Origin of the sequence: Actinocatenispora thailandica, from assembly GCF_016865425.1 — a bacterium.
Taxonomy (GTDB): Bacteria; Actinomycetota; Actinomycetes; order Mycobacteriales; family Micromonosporaceae; genus Actinocatenispora; species Actinocatenispora thailandica.
On sequence record NZ_AP023355.1, the window covers coordinates 4,626,068 to 4,649,447 of the forward strand.

Consider the following 23,380-nt stretch of genomic DNA (forward strand, 5'->3'; position numbering starts at 1 on the left):
CGCCGCCACCGGCGCCGCGCCCGCCGCGGCGCCGATCCTGCCGGTACGCCGCCGCGTCAGCGCTGCCGGTCGGCGGCCGGGGTGAGGCGGCGGAGCACGGTGAGTGCCGCGAGGAGTGCGGTGGCCGCACCGGCCAGGAAGGCGGCGACCGGGCCGTACCGGTCGACCAGGGTGCCGGACAGCGCCGCGCCGACCGCGTTGCCGATCCCGAACGCGGTGACCAGCCAGGTGAACGCCTCGGTCACGGTGCCGGCCGGCGCCAGCCGCTCGACCAGGGCGAATCCGCAGGTCAGCACGGCCGGCAGGGAGAGCCCGGACAGCACCGAGAGACCGATCATGCCGGCCAGGCCGGGCTGCAGGGCGAGCGGCAGGTAACCGATCGCGAGCAGCGCCGCGACCACCCGCAGCCGCCCGGACAGGTCCCGCCCGGCCGGCACCAGCGTGTAGCCGATGCCGCCGAGCAGCGCGCCGAGCCCGTTCGCCGCGATGAACCAGCCGGCGAGCGACCGACCGCCGACGTGCTCGGCATAGGCGGTGGCACCGACCGAGAACGTCCCGATGGTGAACCCGGTCAGCAGCAGCGAGACCAGCAGGCGGACCAGCCGGCGGGACCGCAGCGGCCCCGCCGGGTGCCGGGACTCGGTGCGCACCCCGCGCCAGGACCGGGACTGCGGCGTCGAGACGAACGCCGCCACCCCGAGCACGCCGAGTCCGGCCGCGACGAGTACCCCGCCGGCCGGTCCGGCGAGCCGGACGGCGCCGAGCACCAGCAGCGGGCCGAGCACGAACAGGATCTCCTGCGCCGCCGCGTCCAGCGAGTACGCGGCGTGCAGCCGGTCCGCCGGCACCACCCGCGGCCACAGCACCCGCAGGCACGACTCCAGCGGCGGGGTGGCGGCGCCGGCCAGCACGATCGCGGCGACCGCGAGCGCGCCGCCCACCGGTACGACCGCGAGCGCGGCGAAGCCGACCGCAGCGGCGAGCGAGGCGCCCAGCAGTACCGGGGGCTGCCGGGACCGGTCGATGACCCGGCCGAGCAGCGGGCCACCGAGCGCGCTGCCGGCGGCGTACAGGCCGGACAGCAACCCGGCCAGCGCGTAGTCGCCGCCGCGACCGCGGACCAGCAGCAGCACGGCGAGCGCGGCCATGCCGGTGGGCAGCCGGCCGAGCAGCGACGAACCGAGCAGCCGGACGGCGGGGCGACGGGACAGCACCGCGGCCGTCGGCGCCAGCGGCCCGTTCATCGCCGCACCAGCCGCTGGTCGAAGCGGCGGCCGGCGGGCGCGGCCGGATCGGGACACGAAGGCAGGAAACAGGGCATCGGGGCTCCAGGGCGGCGGGCGCGTGATCGGGACTCCGCGGGCGCGGCGGAACGGCCCGGGCGGGCCGCTCACCGGGCAGGTCCCGATCAGGGCGCGAAGTCGGACCGGCTGTGGTCCTCGCCGTACAGCGGCAACGGCGGTGTCGCCCAACCGTCGACCGCGATCATGCTCGGATGATAGGTACCGCCGGGTCCGCCCGCCAACGAGATCCACGCCACCGCCCGGGCCGCGCCCACCGACCCGCGGCGGTGCCGGGACGTGGGGGTGCCGGTCGACCGGCGCGGGCGGCGAGGCACCATGAGCGCGTGATCGATCCTCGGCGGCTGCGGGTGCTGCGCGCGCTGGCCGACCACGGCACGGTGACCGCGGCGGCGCAGGCGCTCTACCTGACCCCCAGCGCGGTCAGCCAGCAGCTGGCCGCGCTGGAGGGCGAGGCCGGACAGCCGCTGCTGGAACGGCGCGGCCGGCGGGTCCGGCTGACCGCCGCCGGGATGCTCCTCGCCGACCACGCCACCGAGGTGCTGGCCCGGCTGGAGCAGGCCGAGTCGGCGCTCGCCGCGCACGCCGCCGGCGCCGCCGGCACGATCACCGTCGGCGCGTTCGCCACCGCGATCGCCGGCGTGCTGGCACCGGCGATCGCCGAGCTCGCCGAAACCCACCCGGAGATCGACGTCCGGGTACGGGACGCCGAGGGCGACGCGAGCCTCGGCCTGCTGCTCGACGGCGGCATCGACCTCGCCGTCGCGGTCGAGTACCGGGGCGCGCCGCCGGCCGGCGACCCGCGGCTGTGCCGGATCCCGCTGTACGCCGAGCCGTTCGACGCGGTGCTGCCGAGCGGGCACTGGCTCGCCAAGCACACCGAGGTGGCGCTGCACGATCTGGCCGCGGACGACTGGATCAGCCCGTCGCCGGGCAACCCGTGCCACGACGTCGTCGCGCTGGCCTGCGAGTACGCCGGCTTCACGGCTCGGGTGCGGCACCGCTCGGACGACTTCCGGGCGGTCGTGGCGCTGGCCGCGGCCGGCGCCGGCGTCGCGCTGGTACCGCGCTCGGCGCTGGATCCGGTCGACGGCGCGGTGGTCCGACCGGTCGCGGGTACGCCGCCGACCCGCCGGGTGTTCGCGGCGCACCGCCGGGGCGCCGAAACCCACCCGCTGGTCACCATCACGCTGGACACGATCCGCCGCGCCACCGCCACCCGCTGACCGGGTCAACCGCGGTCGAGATCGACCTCCCCGGGTCAACCGCGCTCCAGGTCGACCTCCCCGGGTCAACCGCGCTCCAGGTCGACCTCCAGCGCCAGGTAGCCGCCGTCGCAGCCGACCAGCAGCCGGGTGCCCCGCCCGGCGAGCGACCAGATGCGCACATCCAGCGACAGCCTGCACAGGCACCGGCAGTCGACCGGGTCCCAGATCCGGAGGACGCCGTCCCGGTCTCCGGTGGCGAGCAGCGACCTGCCGTCGGCGGTCCGCAGCGGGGCGAGGCCGGTGAGCGCCTCGCCATGTCCGGTCAGCGGTTGGCCGACCGCGGTGCCGGACGCCGGATCGTACAGCCGGATCTCACCGCTGGCGCCGCTCGCCGCGAGCCGCGGTCCGGCCGGGGTCGGCACCGCCACCAGCTCGCGTGCGTCGACGAACGGCACCGGCAGCGGGCGCCCGACGGCCCGGCCGGTGGTCGGGTCGTACAGCTGCAGGAGGCGTTCGCGGTGCCGGGCGGCGACCAGGGTGCGACCGTCGGGCAGCTCCACCACCGCGACCGGGCCGTGCAGCCCGTCGCCCAGCGGGCGACCGGACCAGTCCGCCGGGTCCCACAGCCACAGCCCGGACGGGTTGTAGTGGCCGGCCGCGGTGGCCACCACGGCCCGGCCGTCGGCCAGCGGTACCGCGACGACGTGGTCCGAGCCGCCGTGGTGACCGGTGCAGCGGCGGCCGGACAGCCCGTCGGCGGTCGGCTCCCAGAGCCACACCGCGCGATCGTCGCCGCCGCTGGCGAGCACGGTACGGCCGTCCGCGCGGGGCACGGCGGCGAGCGCGCGCACCGGGCCGGTGTGCCCGGTGGCCGGTTCGCCGACCGGTGCTCCCGTCGCCGCGTCCCACAGCCGTACGGTGTGGTCGGCACCGGCGCTCACCAGGTACGTGTCGCCGTCCGGGCCGGGCAGCACGGCGAGCGCGTGCACCACGTCGGTGTGGCCGGCCAGCGGCTTTCCGACGGCCGCCCCGGCGACCGGGTCCCACCGCACGATCGTGCGGCCACCGGCGATGGCGAGCAGCGTCCGCCCGTCCGCGAGCCGCAGCGTGGCGAGCGCGGTCACCTTGCCCCGCGCGGCCATCGGGCCGCAGTCCACAGTGGACCCGGTGGCGGTGTCGAAGACCTGGACCGTCCGGTCCTTCCCGCCGGCCGCGACCAGCGACCGACCGTCGAGAACGAACCCGGTCAGGGCACGGACCTGCTCGGCGGGCAAGGTGAGCACCCCGGAACCGTCCGGTGCCCAGCACCACACCCGGTCGGGGTCGCTGGCCACCGCCAGCAGCGGATCACCGCCGACGCGCGGCACCGCGGCCAGCGCCTCGACGTTGCCGGTCTCGACCGGCTCGATGAGCCGCTTCCCGGACGCCGGGTCGACGATGTGCAGCTCGCCGCCGCCGCGCCACGTCGAGGTGCCCAGCGCCAGGGCGGCGCGGTCGGCCCCCCAGGACAGCCAGGCGGACGCCGACAGCCGGTCCGGGAAACCGGCCGGCGACACCGGCCCCCGCGGCGCACCGTCCGGGTGCCAGCTGAGCAGCTGGCTGTCACCACTGACCAGCACCGGCTCCCCGGTCGGCAGCACCCCGGCCGCGAGCGTACCGACCGGGCCGCTGGGTGCCGGCGGGGTCGCCGCGACCCGCTCGCCGGTCACCGGGTCGAACAACAGCAGCGAGCCGTACCGGTCACCGGTCGCCAGCAGCTCCCGTCCGTGGGTCAGCCGTACCGCGGCGACGGTGCCGGCCTGCTCGCCGGGTGCCAGCAGTGGCGGGCCCACCGGCGCACCGGTGTCCGCATCGCGCAGCCGCAGGCCGTCGTCGGCGGCGGCAGCGGCGAGCACCCGCCCGTCCGGCGACTCGACCAGGGCGACCTGCGGCAGCGACGGGGAGCCGGCGGCCACCGACGGCACGACCCGGTCGGCGTCCCACAGCCGCACCGCGTCGCCCTCGTCGAGGGTCGCCAGCGCCGTCCGGCCGCCGGGCAGCGGCAGGGCGGCCATCGCCCAGACACGGGTGTCGACGGTGGGCACCCTGGTGCCGGCGGACCCGGGCGCGGCCGGGTCGAGCAGCCACAGGCCACCGGAGTCGGCCACCGCCAGCGCCGTCGACCCGTCCGGTCGGGGCAGCGCCGCCAGCGCCGTCACGTAGCCGTCCGGCAGCCGGATCGGCGCACCGAACCGTTCCCGCTCGCCCGGCGCCCACAGCGAGATCTCCTGGTGCCAGGCGGTGGCCAGCAACCTCCGGTCACCGACCGGGATGGTGGTGCTCGCCTGCACGCCGCCGACCTCGCCGAACACGGCACCGGACAGGTCGACCGCCCACAGCACCGAGGTCCCGGCCCAGGTGATCGCGAGCAGCAGGTCACCGTCGAGCTGCGGCCACGGCACGATCGCGTCGACCTTGCCACCGTTCCACGGCCCGCTCGTCACCTCGGCGAGCTGCCGGCCGGCCGGCGTCCACACCCGCACCGCCTCGCCCTGGCCGCCGGTCGCGAGCGCCAGCCGGCCGTCCGGCAGCGTCAACCAGCACAACGCCGTGACCGGCCGGTCGTGCCCGGCCATCCAGCTGTCCAGCACCGCGCCGGTACGCGGGTCGGCCACCTGCACCGAGCGACCGCCGGCGACCGCGAGCCGCGGAACGCCGTCCGGACCGACCGTACCGGCGGCGGCCTGCACCGCACCGCGGCTCCGGATCGTCGCGGTCACCGTGCCGGTCGCCGGATCCCACAGGTGCAGCACGCGTTGCGCCGCCTGGTACGCCAGCAGGGCGCGGCCGTCCGGCAGCGGCACGGTCTCGGTCAGCCAGTCGTGGCAGCCGGTCGCCACCGTGACGTGGGTCGGCCGCCGCGGCACGTCGGCCCAGCGCAGCCTGGGCCCGGCGGCCGGACCCGCACCGCGCGGCGGCGCACCGTGCCGGACCCGCGCCAGGTCGAGCAACAGGCCACGTTCGTGCGGGGCGGCGGAGCCCAGTTGCTGCGCCACGCTGAGCACCGCGGCGACCTCACCCGGCAGGCTGCCCCACTCGATCCCACTGGACAGCACGGCGGCGACGATCGCCGCCGGCTCGGCGCCCGCTCGCGCGCTCACCTCCCGCCAGTCCCCGGTCCGGGCCGCCTCGTGCACCGCATCGACAGTCGTCATCGCCACCCGGCCTTTGTAACAACCGGGTACGACACCTCGCCCGCCCACCGAGCCGGGCACCGCCGTCCACATTGTCCATAGTGGACGATCAGGTCAGGGTACCGGCCCGGTGCCGCGGCGCAGCGCGCGGGACAGCCGCGCGAACTGTTCCCGGGCACCGCGCTCCAACGCGACCTCGCCGTGGCGGCGTCCCCACGCCGCCAGGAACACGGTGCGTACCGCGGCGCAGCGCAGCAGCCTGGCGCGATCGGCCGCGTCGAGCGCGCTGCCGTAACCGGCGAGGAACGCCGCCGCGAGCCCCGGATCGTCGCACCACGGCCCGGCCGCCAACCGGACCAGGTCGCAAACCCACACGTCGCGCCGGGACCACTCGAAGTCGATCACCGCGAACCCGTCACCGGCCGGGGCCGGCCCCGCGACGGCGTCGACGGGTGCCAGCAGCCAGTTTCGCGGCGTGTAGTCGCCGTGGCAGGGCACCCGGTGCGGTACCGGGAGCTCGCCCAGGCCGATCACCGCGGCGCGGACCGCGGCCAGCTCGGGCGCCGGCAGCAGGCCCGCCGCCACCGGCGCCCAGCGGTCGAACTCGGCCAGCCACACCGCGGCGAAGTCCGGCCACGGCTCCGGCTCGGCCGCCTCGTGCAGCCGGCGCAATGCCGCGCCGGCCTGGCGCTGTACCGTCGGCGTCAGGCCGCGGGGCCAGTCGGGCCGGCCCGCCACCGCCGACAGCACCAGGGTTCCGGTGTCATCGTCGGCGGCACGCAGCCGTGGTGCCCGGTCGCCCAGCGCCGGCACCCACCGCCGGTAGGCGTCCCGCTCGGCGAGGTACCGGTCCCGGTCGCGATGCCGCTTGCCCACCCACCGGCCGCCGCGCGCATCACGAACCAGCAGGACCCGCGCGCCGCCGTGCGACCAGGACCGGTCCGCCTCGACCACACACCGGCCGAGCACCCCGCGCAGCAGTTCGAGCATCACCCTCCATCGTGGCCGGACAGGTCGTCGAGGACCCGGGTCAGTTCGGTCAGCCGGGCCCGCTGCACCTCCGGGAGGCTGAACGCGCCGCCGCGGTGCGGGCTGAGCACCACGTTCGGCAGTTCGTGGAACGGGAAGCGGGAGGCGGCGATGCCGGTCCGTGGGCCGTCGGCGGACGCCTCGGACCACCAGACGTCGAGGCCCGCGGCCAGCCCACCGGCGCGCAACCGTTGGTACAGCGCGGCTTCGTCCACCACCGCGGCCCGCGCCACGTTGACCAGGACGGCGGGATCGGGCAGCAGGGCCAGCTCGGTCGCGCCGATCATGCCGCCGGTCCTCGCGGACAGCGGTACCGCGAGGACCACGACCCGGGAGCGGCGCAGCAGCTCCGGCAGCCGGCGCGGCGGGTGCACCAGCGCGACGCCGTCGCCGCTGGTCGCGCGCGCCCCGGCGCGCACCGCGTTGACCCGCATGTCCAGCGCGGCCAGGCCGCGTGCCACCCGGCGCCCGACCTCGCCGTACCCGACGACGGTCGCGGCGTGTCCGGCCAGCACCATCGTGGGCTGCGGCGGGACGAACCGCGGTGTCCAGTCGCCGCCCCGCATCGCCCGGTCGGCGGGTACCAGCGCCCGCGCCGCCGCGAGTACCAGGCCCAGCGCGAGCTCGGCGGTCGGCCCGGCCGTGTGGTGCAGGGTGCGTACCGCGATGCCGGGCCGGTCGGCGAGCCGTTCGGCGGTCTGCGCCGGGACACCGGCGAACGGGACCACCAGCGTGCGCAGCGCCGGGCTCGCGGACAGCAGCGCCTCGTCCGGCCGGCCCGCGACGAGCACCGAGTAGCGGGCGTTCTCGGGGGGCGCGCCGTCGGTGAACCGCCAGTCCGGCCGCTCGGCCCGCAGCCGGGCCACCACCCGCTCACCGACCGACGACGCCACCCCATGCACCCAGAAACCTGTCACACCGTCGGATTCTGGCACCTTCGGCCCCAGCCGACGGTGGCGACCACGGTGTGCCCGGTGCGCCCGCCGGCTCAGGTCAGCGACTCGGCGGCGCGGGCGAGGGCGGCGACCGACGGCGAGGTGCTGTACGCGGGCCAGGCGAGCACCAGCGTGACCGGCTCGACGTCGGTGACCGGGACGGCGGCCAGGTCGGACCGCAACGGTACGGTCAGCGACCGTGGCAGGACCGCGACGAGCTGGCCGAGCGCGATGCGGTGCATCAGCTCGTCGATGCTGCCGACGGCGCCGTCCTCGCGCCGGTGCACCGTCTCGCCGCGCAGCTCGTCCTGGCTGATGCCGGTCCGCGCGGCGAGCGGGTGCGCGGCCGGCAGCACCGCGATGGGCGGGTCGGTGAGCAGCGGCTGGGTGTCGAACCCGCGCAGGTCGTCGATCGGGTCGTACAGCAGGGCCGCGTCGGCGCGACCGTCGCGCAGCAGCGCCGGCCGGTCGGCTTCGAAGATCACGTGCACCGGCAGGACGCCGGACTCGCGCTGGTACCGGGCGAGCAGCTCGGGCAGCCGACCGGCATCGCCGCCCACCTTGATGGCCAGGACCAGCCGGGGCGTCACCGCGCCGGCCCGCTGCGCCCGCCGGGCCGCGGCGGAGACCGCGTCCAGCGCGTGCCGGGCATCCTCGACCAGCATCCGGCCGGCCGAGGTGAGGGCGACGACCCGGCTGGTGCGGTCGAACAGCCCGACCCCGAGCCGGCGCTCCAGCCGGGCGACCGCCCGGGACAGCGCCGGTTGCGCGATGCCGAGCCGTTCCGCGGCCCGGCCGAAGTGCAGCTCCTCGGCCACCGCCAGGAAGTACGCCAGTTCGCGCGTCTCCAGCCGATCCATGCCGCCAGGGTATCGATCCGGGCCGAGCCGGTCTTGGACCCACCCGCCCCACCGGTGCTGGGATCGAGTCACCCAACCACATCCAGGAGATCACCCATGCCCACCATTGCCATCGTCGGCGCCGGCGCCCGTCTCGGCCTCTCCCTCGGCCGGGTCTTCGGCCGGCACGGGTACCAGGTCGCGCTGCTGGCCCGGAACCCCGAACGACTCGACGGGCTGGTCCAGCAGCTCACCGCCGAGAACGTCGACGCCGCCGGGTTCACCGCGGACGTGCTGAACCGGCCGGGGCTCACCGACGCGCTGGCCCGCGCCGCCGACCGCTTCGGCGGCATCGACGTCCTCGAATACTCCCCCACCGTCGCCGGGGCCGCGTCGGGCGGCGCCTACACCAGCGCCGTCGACCTCACGGTCGACGGCGTGCAGGCGCAGGTCGACACCACCTGCCACGGTGCTCTCGCCGCCACCCGGGCGGTACTGCCGGCGATGCGCGCGGCCGGCTCCGGCGCCCTGCTCTACACCACCGGCGCCGCGTCGGTACACCCGACGCCGATGTTCGCCGGGCCCGGGATCGCCGCCGCCGGACTGCGCAACTGGGTGCTCAACCTCAACGCGCTGCTCGCCGACGAGGGCGTCTACGCCTGCCACGTGTCGATCGGGGTGTGGCTGGAGGGCACGCCGACGCCGACCCCGGACACCCCGACCACGCACCCGGACGTACTGGCCGAGACCTACTGGCAGCTGGCCGCCGCCCGGACCGAACCGGAACGGCTGATCACCGCCTGACCGGCGGCGCCGCCACCGTCCCGCGGCGGACGGTGGCGGCCCGGTGCGGGTCGGCGCGGTCCGCGGGACGCCCTAGGACAGGGTCAGGTTGGCGAGCACCGGCAGGTGGTCGGAGGCCCGGCGGGCGTCGTCCGAGTCGATCACCCGGTAGTCGTGCACCACCGCGGTCGCCGGCGCCAGCACGGTGTCGAGCCGCAACCGTGGCGCGGTCGCCGGGTACGTCGGGTCGCCCTTGCCCGGGGCCGGGTCCGCGAGCGTCGTGCTCGTCAGGTGCGACCAGACCTGGCCGCCCGGCGCCTCGTTCAGGTCGGCCGCGAACAGCACCGGCTGCTGCTGGGCACTCACCACCGCGGCGAGCCGCTCGGCCTGGTCGGTGCGCTCGGCCGGGTCGGTACCCAGATGGGTACCGACGGCGGTGACGCGCCCGCCGTCGGCCAGCGCGCAGTCGGCGAACGCCACGCCGCGAAGGTGCCGGCCCGGGGTCAGCGGGAACCGCAGTGACCAGTCACGCAGCACCCGGACCCGCTGCCCCACCATGATCAGGTTGCCGATGGCGGGACCGCCACCGGCGCCGAAGAACAGCCCGCAGTGCCGGGCGAGTTCGGCGCAGCGGGTACGCCAGCGGAACCGGCGCGGCGCCTCCTGCACGAACACGATGTCCGGCCGCGCCGCGCGGACCACCCGGTACAGCGCCTCCCGGTCGTCGGAGAGCCCGTGCACGTTGTAGCTCAACACCCGCACCCGCCCGGCCACAACCAACCTCCATACCGACGGTGTTCCTGATCTTGATGGAACAGCACCCGAGACAACGGAAGCGAGCCGAGCCTGATTCGTTCGCTGGCAAGCGGAGGCGAGGCGCCGTGTGCGAACGCACACAAGCCTCGAATCCGCGCAGTCCAGCGGGCGAATCAGGCCGGCGCAGCGACCTAGCGAGACCGGGCGAGGTCGGCGGCGCCGACCACGCCGGCCGTGTTGCCCATCTCGGCCGGACGCAGTTCGGCGACCGGCAACTGCCCGCGCTGCGCCATGCCATCCACGTACGCCTGCCGAGCCGGCGTGAGCAGCAGATCGCCGGCCTCGACCACGCCGCCGCCGACGACGATCACCGCCGGGTCGAGCGCCTGGACCAGGTCGACGCAGGCGAGCCCGAGCCACTTGCCGATGTCGGCGAGCGCCGCGACCGATGCCGGCTCGCCCTTCCGCGCCGCGTCGGTGATCATCGGCCCGGTGACCTTCTCCGGGTCGCCGCCGGTGAGTTCGGTCAGGATCGGCGCGGTGGCCGGCACGTGCGCCACGGCCACCTGACCGAGGCGCACCAGCGCCTGACCGCTCGCGTACTGCTCCAGGCAGCCGCGCCGGCCGCAGCCGCAGACCTGCCCGTCCGGCACCGCGGTCAGGTGGCCGAGTTCGGCGGCGATGCCGTGGGCGCCCCGGATCAGCCGGCCCTCCATGATCACCGCGCCACCGATGCCGGTACCGACGGTGTACATGATCATCGACTCGACGTCGCGGCCGGCGCCGAAGCGGTACTCGGCCCAGGCGGCGACGTTCGCGTCGTTCTCCACCACCACCGGCAGGCCGAACTTGTCGGCCAGTTCGGCCCGCAGCGGCTCGTTGCGCCAGGCGATGTTCGGCGCGAACAGGACCGTGGAGCGATCCGCGTCGATCCAGCCGGCGGCACCGACCCCGATCGCCTCGGCCTGGTGCGCGCTGGCCAGCTCCTCCACCGCATCCATGATCATCTGCAGGGTGCGGGAGACGTCGTCGGCCGGCGTGTCGCGGCGGGTCTCCGCGACGACCGTGCCGTCCTCGGCGACGACCGCGGCGGCCACCTTCGTGCCGCCGACATCCACCCCGATCGTCACTGACACCCGACGTCTCCCTTCGTCTGCGCCCCGCCGTCGGCGGGCTCACCTGCCGCCGCATCGTCGGCCGACGTACCGTCGTCGGCCGGCCCGGCGCCGTCCGCAGTGCCGCGGTTCGGCCACCCGGCACTGCCGTCCGCCCCGGCACTGCCGTCGGCCCCGGCACTGCCGTCGGCCCCGGCGTGGCCGTTCGACCGCCCGGCGCCGCCGTCGGACCAGGTACGGAGCAGGCCTGCGACGCCGTCGGCGACGGTGCCGACCGCGTCCGCGAGCCGCTCGGACAGCTGTGGATCCGGCTCCCGGACCGCCGCGGCGGCCCGGCACAGCGGGCACCGGCAGCCGTCCTCGCCGGGCCAGCCACTCGCCACCCGGGACGCCGCGGCCAGGACGCCGGCGACGAGCAACCGCGCCTCGTCGCGTACCGCAGCGTGTGCCACCGGTGCACTCCCGTCCCGGCCGGCGCCGCGCGCCCGGCCGCCCAACCACCACCTCGACCGGGACGAACTCTACTTGGCGGGCCGAGCGTGCGACCGCGGCAGGCTCACCACCGTGACGCGGGTGGCAGTCCGGCTCCGACCCGCCGGCCGATCGGACGGTCGGCGCCGCCGGATCGCGACGACGGGGCTGCCCGCCCGCTCTCCTGCCCGACGCCCCAGGGCTCGGCCCGGAACTCCCGGCGCGGGCTACTCGGCGCTCCCGGCGCGGGCTACTCGGCGCTCTCGGCGCGCTTCTTCAGCTCCCGCAACGCCACATCCATGATCATCTTCTCGGCGCGGCGCCGGAGCATGCCGAGCATCGGGGCGGCCAGCTGCACCGACAGCGAGTAGGTCACCGTGACGGTGCCGTCCCCGTTGTCGTCGATGTCGTACGAGCCGTCCTGGTTCTTCTGCACGCGGGTCGGCTCGACCAGCCGCCACTGGATCCGGCTCAGGTCCTCGGCGTACTCGTACTCCAGGGTGTAGGTGTCCTTGAGCACCCCGGCGTCGAGGACGAACCGGACCCGGCTGGCGTAGCCGTCCTCGTACTCCTCCAGCACCTCGACGGTCTGCACCGCGCTGGCCCAGCCGGGATAGGCCGGGAAGTCGCTGATGATCTCCACGACCCGCTGCGGGGTGGCGCGCACGACGATCGACTGCGTCGAGGAGTCCGTCATGGATCGTGAGGCTACCGTGCCGTCCGGTCGACCATCGTCCCCACCGCCACCTCACCCGGCGCGCGGGCCGCCTCGATCCGGTCCTTGTACCGCCACAGACCCCACCGCATCGTCCGCTGCCGGCGGGCCAGCTCGCGCCGCGCCGCCCGCGCCGACACCGGGCCGGCCGAGTCGACCCGCAGGTACGAGTGGACCAGCACGCCGTCGGCGCAGGGCTGCAACCACAGCTCCGCGGTGCCGCGCCAGGCGCCGCCCACCGCGTACCGTTGACCTTCCAGGCCACGCCGCTGTGTGACCGTGACGGCCAGGTCCGGCCACAGATCGGCCGGCACCGCGGGGTCGGCGAGCGCGGCGGCGACCAGCCGGGGCGCGGCGGCCACGAACGTCTCCTGCAGCACGTCGACCAGCGGCATGCCGGCCAGCCTGCCACACTGGGAGGTCCGCACCGGCGACCGCTGCGCAGCGCGCCGGACACGGCCGGCCATTTCCACGACCGGGGGGTCAACGAACCGTGGTACTGGGCGGTAGGTTTCGCAGCAGAGATCACCGGCGGCGAGAGCATCCCCGCCGCCAGCCGGGCGCAAGGAGCAGAGCGTGCGCGAGTTGACCGTTCCCCCCCTCGTCAGCGTCGCCGACGACGAGAACCTCACCGACGTGGTGTGGCGGCACGCCGAGGAGTACCCGGACACGGTGCAGTTTTCCCGCCGGCGGGACACCGACTGGGAGCCGGTGACGATCCGGCAGTTCCGGGACGAGGTGGTCGCGGTGGCTCGCGGGCTGGTCGCGGCCGGGGTCGGCGCCGGCGACCGGGTGGGCCTGATGTCGAAGACCCGGTACGAGTGGACGCTGCTCGACTACGCGATCTGGGCGGCCGGCGCGGTCACCGTGCCGATCTACGAGACGTCCTCGGCCGACCAGGTGGCGTGGATCCTGGCCGACTCGGGCGCCGTCGGCGTGGTGGTCGAGACGGCCGAGCACGCCGCCCTGGTGTCCGGGGTACGGGACGACTCGCCGGCGCTCGAACACGTCTGGACCATCGACGAGGACGCGGTCGGCACCCTGGTCGCCGGCGGCGGCTCGGTGCCGCCGGAGACCGTGGAGCAGCGTCGCAGCTCCCGCGGCGCCGACGACATGGCCACGCTGATCTACACCTCCGGTACCACCGGGCGGCCCAAGGGCTGCCAGCTGACCCACCGCAACCTCTACGCCGACATCGCCAACGCGGTGCCCGGTCTGCTGCCGCTGTTCAACGAGCGGTCCGCGACGCTGCTGTTCCTGCCGCTGGCGCACGCGTTCGCCCGGATCGTGCAGCTCGGCGCGGTGCAGGCGCGGGCCCGGATGGGGCACACCGGCGACGTGAAGAACCTGCTGCCCGACCTCGCCTCGTTCCGGCCGACGTTCCTGCTGTCGGTGCCGCGGGTGTTCGAGAAGGTCTACAACGGTGCGAAGCAGAAGGCGCACGGCGAGGGCAAGGGCGCGATCTTCGATCGGGCCGAGCGGGTCGCGATCGCGTACAGCAAGGGGCTGGACACCGGGAAGATCAGCGCCGGGGTGCGGCTGCAGCACGCGCTCTTCGACAAGCTGGTGTACGCCAAGCTGCGGGCGGCGATGGGCGGCCAGTGCCGGTACGCGATCTCCGGCGGCGCACCGCTGGGCGAGCGGCTGGCGCACTTCTTCCGCGGTGTCGGCATCACCGTCTTCGAGGGGTACGGGCTGACCGAGACCTCGCCGGTGATCGCCGTGAACGACCAGGACCACGGCAAGATCGGTACGGTCGGCCGGCCGATCCCCGGCTCGTCGGTGCGCATCGCCGACGACGGCGAGCTCTGCGTCAAGGGCGACTACGTGTTCACCGGCTACTGGAACAACGCGGCGGCGACCGCCGAGGCGTTCGACGACGAGGGCTACTTCCACACCGGGGATCTGGCCGAGCTGGACGAGGACGGGTTCCTCACCATCACCGGCCGCAAGAAGGAGATCATCGTGACGGCCGGCGGCAAGAACGTCGCACCGGCCACCCTGGAGGACCGGGTCCGGTCGCATCCGCTGGTCAGTCAGTGCATGGTGGTCGGCGACCGGCAGCCGTTCATCGCCGCGCTGGTCACCCTGGACGCCGAGGCACTGCCGGGCTGGCTGCGCAACCACGGCCGCAAGCCGAACACCGACCCGGCCACGCTGAGCGGCGACCAGGAGATCCGGGCCGAGATCCAGTCCGCCGTGGACGAGGCCAACAAGGCGGTCTCCCGGGCCGAGTCGATCAAGGTGTTCCGGATCCTGCCCCGCGACTTCAGCGAGGAGACGGGCGAGATGACCCCGTCGCTGAAGGTCAAGCGCGGCGTCGTGCTCAAGCAGTACGCCGACGAGATCGACGCGATCTACACCCGCTGACGCCCGTCGCTCGGGTACGAGGGATGGCAAGGTGAGCCGGTGAGCAGCGCATCGCAGTCGCCCGACCGGCCGGGCCAGGGCGTGGTCCGGATGCTGCGCCCGCTCCGGGCCGCCCTGCTGGTCGTGGTCGCCGCACTGGTGCTGGCCTCGACACCGGGGTGGAGCACGGTCGGCTGGTGCGCGTTGCTCGCGGTCGCCGCGCTGCCCGGGCTGGCCATCGCGCCCGGGACCGGTGGCCGGCTCGGGTTGCTGTGCCGGCTCGGCCGGATCGCCGAGGTGATCGTCGTCGGGCTGTCCACCGCCGCGCTGCACACCAGCTTCGGCACCACCCTGCCGTACCTGCTGGTACCGGTGCGGTCCGCCGCGGTCGCCGGGGTCGGCGAGGCGCTCGCGCTGGTCGCGCTGGCCGCGGTGACGACGTTCGGCACGAGCGTCGCGAGCGGCCGGCTGACCGGCCGCGACTTCGTCCTGACGACCGTGCTCTGGCTGCTGCTGGCGCTGGCTGCGGCGCTCGCCGGGCGCCGGATGTACGCCGACGCCGGCCGCACCGAGCCGCAGCCGTACGCGGCGGCCACCCGGCTGCTGACCCAGCTGCGTACGGTGGCGCGGCAGTTGCCCGGCGGCACCCTGGACCTCGGCGGCATCGCCGCCGGCCTGCTCGACGAGGTGACCTCGGCGGCCCCGAGCGACCGGGCCGCGGTGCTCGGCCGGTCCGGCGGCGGCCGGCTGGTGGTGCTCACCCAGCGCGGCCCGGACCGTACCGACTGGGAGACGTCGCTGTCGGCGGACACCCCGATCGCCGAGGCCTGGCTGAGCCAGCAGCCGCACCTCACCTCGACCTCGCTGGCCCGCTCGATCACCGGCCACCCGGTGTCCGCGCTGGTGGTGCCGCTGGTCGCGGGGGTGCGCAGCATCGGCCTGCTGGTGGTCGAGTCGGACCGCACCGGCGCGTACCCGCCGGAGACGGTCGCCCGGGTCCGCGGACTGGTGTCGACCGCGGCGCTGCGGCTGGAGGCGGCGCTGCTGTTCGACGAGGTCCGCGCGCTCGCCACGACCGAGGAGCGGCAGCGGCTGGCCCGGGAGATCCACGACGGGGTCGCGCAGGAACTGGTCATGGTCGGGTACGGAATCGACAACGCGGTCGCCGAGCTGACCGACGTGACCGGCGCGGACCAGGCGGTCAGCGAGCTGAACACGCTGCGCGCCGAGGTGACCCGGGTGATCACCGAGCTGCGCCTGTCGCTGTTCGAACTGCGTACCGACGTCGACCCGTCCGGCGGGCTGGCCACCGCGCTCGCCGACTACGCCCGTACCGTCGCGGCCTCCAGCGGGATGCGGGTGCACCTGTCGCTGGACACCTCGACCGCGCGGCTGCCGGCGACGGTGGAGACCGAGCTGCTGCGCATCGGCCAGGAGGCCATCACCAACGCCCGCAAGCATGCCCGCGCCGAGAACCTCTGGGTGACCTGCGAGATCGACCCGCCGTACGCCCGGATCGAGGTGGCCGACGACGGCCAGGGCATGCCGGAAGGGCCCAATGAGGGCAGTTACGGACTGACCATCATGGCCGAACGTGCCCGGCGCATCAGGGCCGAGTTGGGGATACAACCCCGTAGGCCATCCGGCACGACGATCACGGCGGTACTCGCGGCACGGCCCCGGCGCGGTAGCGTGTCGGCAGCGGAGGGTGCCGACGACGGCACGGCCGCCGACGAGGCATGACTGGTCGGCGCCGGGCCCGGCACTCCGCGTACAGGATGATCCCCGGATTGCGGAGTGAGCGCCATGCCCGATGAGCCGATCGGCCGTACCAGGATCCTGCTGGTCGACGACCACGATCTGATTCGCAAGGGTCTGCGGCACGCGTTCGAGCGCGATCCGAACTTCGAGGTGGTCGGCGAGGCCGGCGCCGCCGGCGACGGGGTACGCCAGGCCGCCGCGCTGCGGCCGGACGTGGTGATCATGGACCTGCGGCTGCCCGACGGCAGCGGGCTGACCGCCACCCGCGAGCTGCGCAAGGCGCACCCCACGATGGGCATCGTGGTGCTGACCATGTACGCCGGGGACGACCAGCTGTTCGGCGCGCTGGAGGCCGGCGCGAGCGCGTTCGTGCCCAAGAGCGCGCCGGCCGACGACGTGGTCGCCGCGGCCCGGCACGCCGCCGCCACCCCGAACGCGTTCACCGCCGCCGACCTGGCCGAGGCGATGAAGCGCCGGCTGGAGCCGTCCGGCCCGCAGCTGTCGCCGCGCGAGGGCCAGGTGCTCAAGCTGCTCGCCGACGGGATGAGCGTGGCCGGCATCGCGAAGCAGCTCTACGTCTCCGAGTCGACCGCGAAGACGCACATCTCCAAGCTGTACGAGAAGCTCGGCGCCGGCAACCGGGCGCAGGCGCTGATGACCGCGCTGCGGCTGGGCCTGCTCGAAGCGCCCGACTCGCCCCGCTTCTGACCGGTACCGGCCGGGCACCCGACGTGTGCGCGGCGCCGGGCCGGGTAGTCGCCGGGGCGGAGGTGATCGTCATGACCCGGAACGGCACCGTGCGCACCCTGCTCGACCGGTACGGGCGCAGCTTCGCCGAGCAGGCCGGGATCCGGCTCGCCGACACCCCGTCTCCGCTGTACCGGCTGCTGGTGCTCGCGCACCTGCTGTCCGCGCGGATCTCCGCCGACATCGCGGTGGCCGCCGCCCGCGAGCTTTCCGCCGCCGGGTACCGGACGCCGCGCAGGATGCTCGACGCGACCTGGCAGCAGCGGGTCGATGCGCTCGGCCGCGGCCACTACCGCCGGTACGACGAGCGCACCGCCACCCAGCTGGGCGACGGCGCCCGGCTGCTGCTGGACCGCTGGCGCGGCGACCTGCGCCGGCTGCGGGACGAGGCGGACGGCGCGGCGGCGGGCATCTCCCGGCTGCTCACCGAGTTCCCCGGGATCGGACCGACCGGCGCGGACATCTTCCTGCGCGAGGTGCAGGCGACCTGGCCGTCGGTGGCACCGTACGCGGACGAGCGGGTGCGCTCGACCGCCCGCACCCTGCGACTGCCGTACAGCGCCGCCGGGCTGGCCGGGCTGGTGCCGGCCGGCGACCTGCCCCGGCTGGCCGCCGCCCTGGTCCGGGCGCACGGCCACGAGGACGAGCTGCGCGCCGCCTGACCGCGCCACCCCGTACGCCGGTCAGCGCCGGCGGAACGCGCGCCAGCCCAGCGCGGCGTACCAGCCGAAGATCTCGACGCACAGCAGCCGCTGGGTGAGGCCGGCGACGCCGTGCCCGGCCGCGACCACCGAGTGGTCGAACGTCGCGGAGTACAGCACGAACAGGGCGAGCGTCAGCGGGCTCGCGACCAGCATCAGCAGCCGGCCGAACCGGGCCCAGCCGGCGGCCCCGCGCAGGTAGCTGCCGGCGACCAGGAAGCCGAGCACCGGCAGCCCGAGCAGCATCGTGCCGCCGGCCAGGTGCAGCACCGGCGAGTCCAGCGGGAACAGCCCGGCCACGACCAGGCCGGCCGGCGACGCCGCCAGCAGCACGAGCGCGACCCACCGCAGGGCACGGCGGCCGGACCGGCGCACGCGGGCCAGCACGCCGGCCACGCCGGCGACGCCGACGAGCCCGCTGAGCACGAACGCGGGGTTCATGTACGCGGCGGTCGCGCCCATGCCGAGCCCGCTGATCGGCTGGGCGATCGCGGAGTACGGCGAGATCCAGTCGCCGCCGATGGAGTAGCCGGGGCTCACGAGCCCGAGCACGATCCACGCGACGGTGCACAGTGCCGGGCCGAGCAGAGCGCCCAGCGCCAGATAGGCGGCCCCGGGCCGGCGGGCAGGGACTGGCGTGGCGGCCCCGGCGCGGGGGGCCGTGCTGTCTGTCGTGATAGTCATGCCGTGATAGTTGCACAGACACTAGTGTTCAGGCAACTAGTTGCTACGCTTGCCGGGTGCGACGTTCACCGCTGGCGATGGCGATCCTGGGTCTGCTCGAAGACGAGCCGCTGCACCCCTACCGGATGCAGCAACTACTCAAGGAATGGGGCAAGGACCAGGTCGTCAACGTCGGCCAACGGGCCACCCTGTACAAGCTGATCAAACGGCTCGACGAGGAGGGGCTGATCCGGGCCCGGGAGACCGCACGGGATCACCGCTACCCGGAACGCACCGTCTACGAGCTGACCGACACCGGCCGCGACATCCGGCAACGGTGGCTCACCGAGGCCCTGAGCACCGCCCGCGACGAGTTCCCCGAGTTCCCGGCCGCGCTGTCGTTCCTGCCGCTGCTCGCCCCCGAGACCGTCCGCGAGCTGCTCACCCGGCGCCGCGAGCAGCTGGTGGGCCGGCTTGCCGCGCGGGACGCCCTGGTCGACGGCGTCGGATTCGAGCTGCCCCGGGTGTCGGTGCTGGAGACCGGATACCAGCACGCGATCGTCGAGGCGGAGATCCGGTGGCTCGACGGCGTCCTGCGCGAGCTCGCCGACGGCTCCCTGACCTGGCACCAACCGGAACTGGACGACGCCGCGACCAGGCTGCACACCGGCGCCTGACGACGCTCCCACCGAGCTGCCACGGCTTCCGGCCCTCGCCGCCGGACCGCGCGCCGCCGGGTGGCTAGGTTCGGCCCGCAGCCGCCGGGAAGCAGCCGCCGCGCCGCAGCCGTCGGGGCGCGCAACCGCGGCGACGCCCGGCCACCGGTACCCAGCCGAGCGAGTCCGCCCGGCCCGCGCTCAGCCGCGCAGCAGGCCGGTCATCCGGGCGGCGATGGTGTCCCACTGCCAGTCCGACTCGACCCAGGCGCGGCCCGCCTTGCCCATCCGGGCCGCGAGCGACCGGTCGGACAGCAGCGTGACGAGCCGGTCGGACAGCGCCGGCAGGTCGGTGCCGGAGACCACGAAACCGGTCTCACCCTCGCGTACCGCGTCCGGCGCGCCACCCGAGTCGCCCGCCACGACCGGCAACCCGGTCGCCGACGCCTCCAGGTAGACGATGCCCAGGCCCTCGGCCTCCAACCCGCCGCGGCGGGTGCGGCACGGCATCGCGAACACGTCGCCGGCCGCGTAGTAGTGCGGCAGCGCCGTCCACGGCACCGACCCGGTGAACACCACGTGGTCGGCCACGCCGGTGTCGGCCGCGAGCCGTTGCAGCCGCTGCTTGTCCGGACCGCCGGACACGATCAGCAGCGCCGCGTCCGGCACCCGCCGGCGCACCTCCGGCAGCGCCCGGATCAGCGTGTCCTGCCCCTTGCGCGGTACCAGCCGGGACACGCAGACGATCACCGGCCGGTCGGCGAGCCCCAGCTCGCGCCGGATCCCCGCCCCCTCGCCGTGCACCAGGTCGGGCCGGAACTTCTCGGTGTCCACGCCCGGCGCGAGGTGCTCCAACCGGGCGCCGGGCCGGCGCGCGTTGATCGCCCGGTCCAGCCGGACCCGGAAGTATTCGGCCAGGTAGGTGACCACGTCGACGTGCTGCCCGATCCGGCGCAGCAGGCCGCGCGGGCCGGGCAGCGCGGCCCAACCCGCCTCGTGCCCGTGCGTCTGCGCCACCTGGCGGGTCACCCCGGCGCCCCGCAGCGCCGGCGCCAGCAGCCCCAGCGGCGCCATCGCCCCGTACCAGGCGGTGTCGCAGTCGTACTCGCGGGCCAGCGCCACTGCCGCCCGGCGGGCCCGCGGGGTGGGCAGCAGGACCGTCGTGTCGGCCCGGACCACCGGGAACGGCTGCTCGGCGTCGAACTCGGCGGCGCCGCGCCAGGACGACGCGTACACCACGAGCGAGTCGGCCGGCTGCCGCACCGCGAGCGCGTGCACGAAGTTCTGGATCCCGCCGGTACGCGGCGGGAAGTCGTTGGTGATCAGCAGGGTGCGGCCCATCCGGCGATGGTAGGCGCCGGCCACGCAGCGGCCCCGGCCAACCCGCTCCGATCCGCCGGACACCAACCGAGCGACCCCGGCTCGCGCGGACACGGTCGGCAGCGGGCGGCGGGCCGAGCTAGGCGTGTCTTCATGGCCAGCCACCCGGCTGCGCCGGGCCCGTTCGCCCGGGCGGAGCCATGAAGACACGCCCTAGCGGACGACGGTCGGGATCCGCCAGGAGGCGGCCCGCGCGAAGACCTGGCGGGTGCATTCGGTGGCCGGTGCGCCGACCGGACGGACCGGGCGCCGCCGCGGCCCGCCGCTCAGCTTCGTCCGCGCCCACACCTGCACCGGCCGCTCCACCAGGTGGTACGACAGCTCCACCGCGGCGAGCATCACCAGCCAGGACAGCACCGTGGCGAGGTGGCCGGGATGGTGGCCGCGCAGTTCCATCAGCGCCCGGCCGGGCAGCAGGTTCCACAAATACAGCCCGTACGAAATGGTGCCGACGTGCACCAGCGGGCGGATCGCGAGGAGCCGGGACAGCAACGCGTCCGGCCGCTGCACCACACTGACCACCAGGACCGCGGCGGCGGCGGTACCCAGCGGCAGGCCCCACAGGTTGAGCGATGCGTGCCCGATCGACCACTGCTGGCTCAGGCAGCTGACCGCCAGCACGGCGGCGCCCAGCCACCCGGCGGAGCGGGCGAACGGCAGCCGGTGCCGCCAGGCGGCGAGCGCGGCAAGGCAACCCACCGCGAGCGCGTCCATCCGGGTGAACGTCGAGTAGTAGAGCATGTCGTGCCAGCGCACCGAGTGCACGAACGTGACCCGCAGCGCGACCGCGATCGCCACGATCAGCAGCGCGGCGACCGTCGCCGCGAACATCGGGTGCCGTCGGGGCAGCGACCGCCCGGCGGGCCGGGGCCCGGTGCGGAACAGCCAGCGCAGCAGCGGCGGCCAGCCGAAGTAGAAGTGTTCCTCGACCGACAGCGACCAGCTCCAGGTGATCTTGCCCATCAGTCGCCAGAACCCGGCGAACACGCTGCTGAGGTACAGCAGCGCGGCCACGACCGGCAGCACGGTCTTGAGCACGCCGTCCTGGCTGCTCCAGAACAGCGAGTGCACCACCGCGACGACCAGCAGTCCGGGCAGCAGCCGGGCGGCCCGACGCAGGTAGAAGGCACGCAGGTCGAGGTCACCGGTGCGGTGCAGCTCGCCGAGCAGCAGCGTGGTGATCAGGTACCCGGAGAGTACGAAGAAGACCGTGACCCCCATGTGGCCGCCGGGCAGCAGCTGCGGCAGCGAGCCCCAGCCGGGCGTGTGGAACACGATCACCGCGATGATCGACAGCGCCCGGATCCCGTCCAGGGCCGGCCGGTAGCCCAGCGGCGCCCGCGGCGCGGGTACCCGTGCGGCTGGGTCGGCTGTACTGCCGGTCACGGGGGCTGGTCACTCCCGGTGCGTCTCGGCGATCAGGTGACGCCAGGTAATTCGTCCGATAAGACCGGAACGTTACTCCGCGGCGGCGAACTCGTCCGCCGCCGCGAGCCGCTGCACCGTACTCGGATGGCTGCCGAACAGCGCCTGCGCCACCCGGCCGGGATCGACGTCGGCGAGGTTGCGCAGCGCCAGGCGGCCCTGCATCGCCGCGAACGTCACCGGATCGCCGGTGCTGCGCAGCGCGTGCCGGTCGGCGCGCGCCTCGACCCGGCGCGACACCAGATTGCCGACCGGCCGGAGCGCCAGCTGCACCACCGTGAGCAGCGCGAACAGCAGCCCCACCGCGCGCGGGTCGGTCAGACCGGTGGCGCCGGCCGCGGCGAACGGCGCGGCCCAGGCGCCGAAGACGAACAGCAGGCAGCAGCCGGCCGCCGCGCCGAGCGCGCCGAGCGCGGTCCCCAGCAGTACGTCGTGGTGCCGGGCGTGTCCGAGTTCGTGCGCCAGGACCAGCCGGGTCTCCGCGTCCGGCGCCGCCGACAACAGGGTGTCGAACACGACGATGCGGCGGGTGGGGCCGAGACCCGTCACGTACGCGTTGACCATGGTGCCGCGCCGCGACGCGTCGGCGACCAGCACCGACCGGATCCGTACCCCGTCGGCGGCGGCGAGCGCCAGCAGCTCGGTGCGCAGCGGCGAGTCCGGCATCGGGGTGAACCGGTTGGACAGCGGCTCCACCAGAACCGCCCACACCATCGGCAGCAGCACCGTCAGGGCCGCGGCGATCGCGGCCGCCGGCGCCCACCAGACGTGCGGCCAGGCGCCGGTCGCACCGTAGAACCCGGCCAGCACCCCGCCGACGAACACCACCCCGAGCACCGCGTTGCGGGCGAGGTCCACCATCCAGCTGCCCCAACCCTGGGTGACCAGCCCGTACCGGCGGAGCACCACCCGGCGGCGCACCGTGAACGGCAACCCGACCAGCTCGACGACCGCCGCCACCGCGAGCCCACCGAGCACGCCGGCGAACAGCCGGTCGTGGATCGAGCCCGCCACCGTCGCGGCCAGCGGCGTCAACCCCAGCACCAGCACCACGACCAGCTCCACCAGCAGGCTCAGGTACCGCAGCGGGCGCAGCTCGGCGGCCAGCGCCCGGCCGCGTGCCACCCCGTCGGCCGGCAACCGGGACAGCGCGGCGAGCTGCGCGGCCCGCGGCGGTACCGGGATGCGCCAGGGCACCGCGACCGCGACGACGACGCCGGCCACGACCAGCAGTACCGCCGCGGCGACCGCGGCGCCGACCAGACTCGCCATCCCCGTAGCCTTCCAGAGTCGGCGGCCCGCGCGCGGCCCGGCCACGCGCGGCGCCGGCAGCGACCTCGTGCTTGCCTGCCGGCGGCGCGTACCGCAGGCTG

The 23,380-nt window shown here is 75.2% G+C and carries 21 protein-coding genes; 7 read left to right on the forward strand and 14 right to left on the reverse strand.

The features are described from left to right. Positions 1 to 56 precede the first annotated feature (56 nt). Positions 57 to 1,244, reverse strand: coding sequence for an MFS transporter (locus tag Athai_RS20555; RefSeq protein WP_203963010.1), 1,188 nt, complete (start codon positions 1,242 to 1,244; stop codon positions 57 to 59). A gap of 383 nt (positions 1,245 to 1,627) precedes the next feature. On the opposite strand from Athai_RS20555, the gene Athai_RS20560 reads away from it, so the two are divergent. Next, a complete protein-coding gene (locus tag Athai_RS20560) occupies positions 1,628 to 2,527 on the forward strand; it encodes a LysR family transcriptional regulator (protein WP_203963011.1) in 900 nt (299 codons plus the stop codon). Between the two features lie 65 nt (positions 2,528 to 2,592). On the opposite strand, the gene Athai_RS20565 is transcribed toward Athai_RS20560, so the two are convergent. The 4 genes from Athai_RS20565 to Athai_RS20580 form a co-directional block, all read right to left on the reverse strand. Further along, on the reverse strand, positions 2,593 to 5,703 hold the full coding sequence (locus Athai_RS20565; protein WP_239157447.1) for a WD40 repeat domain-containing protein: 3,111 nt from the start codon (positions 5,701 to 5,703) through the stop codon (positions 2,593 to 2,595). 93 nt (positions 5,704 to 5,796) lie between these two features. Then, positions 5,797 to 6,672, reverse strand: coding sequence for a phosphotransferase enzyme family protein (locus Athai_RS20570; protein ID WP_203963013.1), 876 nt, complete (start codon positions 6,670 to 6,672; stop codon positions 5,797 to 5,799). Further along, a complete protein-coding gene (locus tag Athai_RS20575) occupies positions 6,672 to 7,628 on the reverse strand; it encodes an NAD(P)-dependent oxidoreductase (protein ID WP_203963014.1) in 957 nt (318 codons plus the stop codon). Before Athai_RS20575 ends, Athai_RS20570 begins: the two co-directional genes overlap by 1 nt. Before the next feature lie 71 nt (positions 7,629 to 7,699). After that, positions 7,700 to 8,506, reverse strand: a complete 807-nt coding sequence (locus tag Athai_RS20580) for a LysR family transcriptional regulator (protein WP_203963015.1) — start codon at positions 8,504 to 8,506, stop codon at positions 7,700 to 7,702. A gap of 96 nt (positions 8,507 to 8,602) precedes the next feature. Between Athai_RS20580 and Athai_RS20585 the strand changes: the two genes are divergently transcribed. Further along, the gene (locus tag Athai_RS20585; protein WP_203963016.1) at positions 8,603 to 9,289 is read left to right on the forward strand and encodes an SDR family NAD(P)-dependent oxidoreductase; all 687 of its coding nucleotides are present in this window, start codon (positions 8,603 to 8,605) and stop codon (positions 9,287 to 9,289) included. A 72-nt stretch (positions 9,290 to 9,361) separates the two neighbouring features. Here Athai_RS20585 and Athai_RS20590 read toward each other — a convergent pair whose 3' ends face one another. The 5 genes from Athai_RS20590 to Athai_RS20610 form a co-directional block, all read right to left on the reverse strand. After that, positions 9,362 to 10,042 (reverse strand): endonuclease/exonuclease/phosphatase family protein, encoded by a 681-nt coding sequence (locus tag Athai_RS20590; RefSeq protein WP_239157055.1) that lies wholly within the window; start codon positions 10,040 to 10,042, stop codon positions 9,362 to 9,364. A gap of 173 nt (positions 10,043 to 10,215) precedes the next feature. Beyond that, positions 10,216 to 11,160 carry an ROK family glucokinase gene (locus Athai_RS20595; RefSeq protein ID WP_203963017.1) on the reverse strand — a complete coding sequence of 315 codons (945 nt, stop codon included), beginning with the start codon at positions 11,158 to 11,160 and terminating at the stop codon, positions 10,216 to 10,218. Beyond that, positions 11,151 to 11,591, reverse strand: a complete 441-nt coding sequence (locus Athai_RS20600) for a hypothetical protein (protein WP_203963018.1) — start codon at positions 11,589 to 11,591, stop codon at positions 11,151 to 11,153. The genes Athai_RS20595 and Athai_RS20600 overlap by 10 nt, the downstream gene beginning before the upstream one ends. Positions 11,592 to 11,860: 269 nt before the next feature. Continuing rightward, the gene (locus Athai_RS20605) at positions 11,861 to 12,307 is read right to left on the reverse strand and encodes an SRPBCC family protein (protein WP_203963019.1); all 447 of its coding nucleotides are present in this window, start codon (positions 12,305 to 12,307) and stop codon (positions 11,861 to 11,863) included. Positions 12,308 to 12,318: 11 nt separating this feature from the next. Further along, positions 12,319 to 12,720 (reverse strand): polyketide cyclase / dehydrase and lipid transport, encoded by a 402-nt coding sequence (locus Athai_RS20610; RefSeq protein WP_203963020.1) that lies wholly within the window; start codon positions 12,718 to 12,720, stop codon positions 12,319 to 12,321. 181 nt (positions 12,721 to 12,901) lie between these two features. On the opposite strand from Athai_RS20610, the gene Athai_RS20615 reads away from it, so the two are divergent. The 4 genes from Athai_RS20615 (at position 12,902) to Athai_RS20630 (ending at position 17,844) form a co-directional block, all read left to right on the forward strand. Then, a complete protein-coding gene (locus Athai_RS20615; RefSeq protein ID WP_203963021.1) occupies positions 12,902 to 14,695 on the forward strand; it encodes an AMP-dependent synthetase/ligase in 1,794 nt (597 codons plus the stop codon). Positions 14,696 to 14,785: 90 nt separating this feature from the next. After that, positions 14,786 to 16,417, forward strand: coding sequence for a sensor histidine kinase (locus tag Athai_RS20620; RefSeq protein ID WP_203965977.1), 1,632 nt, complete (start codon positions 14,786 to 14,788; stop codon positions 16,415 to 16,417). Between the two features lie 63 nt (positions 16,418 to 16,480). After that, positions 16,481 to 17,143, forward strand: a complete 663-nt coding sequence (locus Athai_RS20625) for a response regulator transcription factor (protein ID WP_203963022.1) — start codon at positions 16,481 to 16,483, stop codon at positions 17,141 to 17,143. Between the two features lie 71 nt (positions 17,144 to 17,214). Continuing rightward, on the forward strand, positions 17,215 to 17,844 hold the full coding sequence (locus tag Athai_RS20630) for a hypothetical protein (protein WP_203963023.1): 630 nt from the start codon (positions 17,215 to 17,217) through the stop codon (positions 17,842 to 17,844). Between the two features lie 21 nt (positions 17,845 to 17,865). Here the strand turns inward: Athai_RS20630 and Athai_RS20635 are convergent, their stop codons facing one another. After that, on the reverse strand, positions 17,866 to 18,567 hold the full coding sequence (locus Athai_RS20635; RefSeq protein WP_203963024.1) for a DUF998 domain-containing protein: 702 nt from the start codon (positions 18,565 to 18,567) through the stop codon (positions 17,866 to 17,868). A gap of 56 nt (positions 18,568 to 18,623) precedes the next feature. Here Athai_RS20635 and Athai_RS20640 point away from each other — a divergent pair, with 56 nt between their 5' ends. Continuing rightward, positions 18,624 to 19,223, forward strand: coding sequence for a PadR family transcriptional regulator (locus Athai_RS20640; RefSeq protein WP_203963025.1), 600 nt, complete (start codon positions 18,624 to 18,626; stop codon positions 19,221 to 19,223). Positions 19,224 to 19,403: 180 nt separating this feature from the next. Here the strand turns inward: Athai_RS20640 and Athai_RS20645 are convergent, their stop codons facing one another. The 3 genes from Athai_RS20645 to Athai_RS20655 form a co-directional block, all read right to left on the reverse strand. Beyond that, a complete protein-coding gene (locus Athai_RS20645) occupies positions 19,404 to 20,543 on the reverse strand; it encodes a glycosyltransferase family 4 protein (protein ID WP_203963026.1) in 1,140 nt (379 codons plus the stop codon). Positions 20,544 to 20,735: 192 nt separating this feature from the next. Beyond that, positions 20,736 to 21,968 carry an acyltransferase family protein gene (locus tag Athai_RS20650; protein ID WP_203963027.1) on the reverse strand — a complete coding sequence of 411 codons (1,233 nt, stop codon included), beginning with the start codon at positions 21,966 to 21,968 and terminating at the stop codon, positions 20,736 to 20,738. A 72-nt stretch (positions 21,969 to 22,040) separates the two neighbouring features. Continuing rightward, entirely contained in the window at positions 22,041 to 23,279 is a 1,239-nt protein-coding gene (locus tag Athai_RS20655) for a M48 family metalloprotease (RefSeq protein WP_203963028.1), read from the reverse strand. Positions 23,280 to 23,380 lie beyond the last annotated feature (101 nt).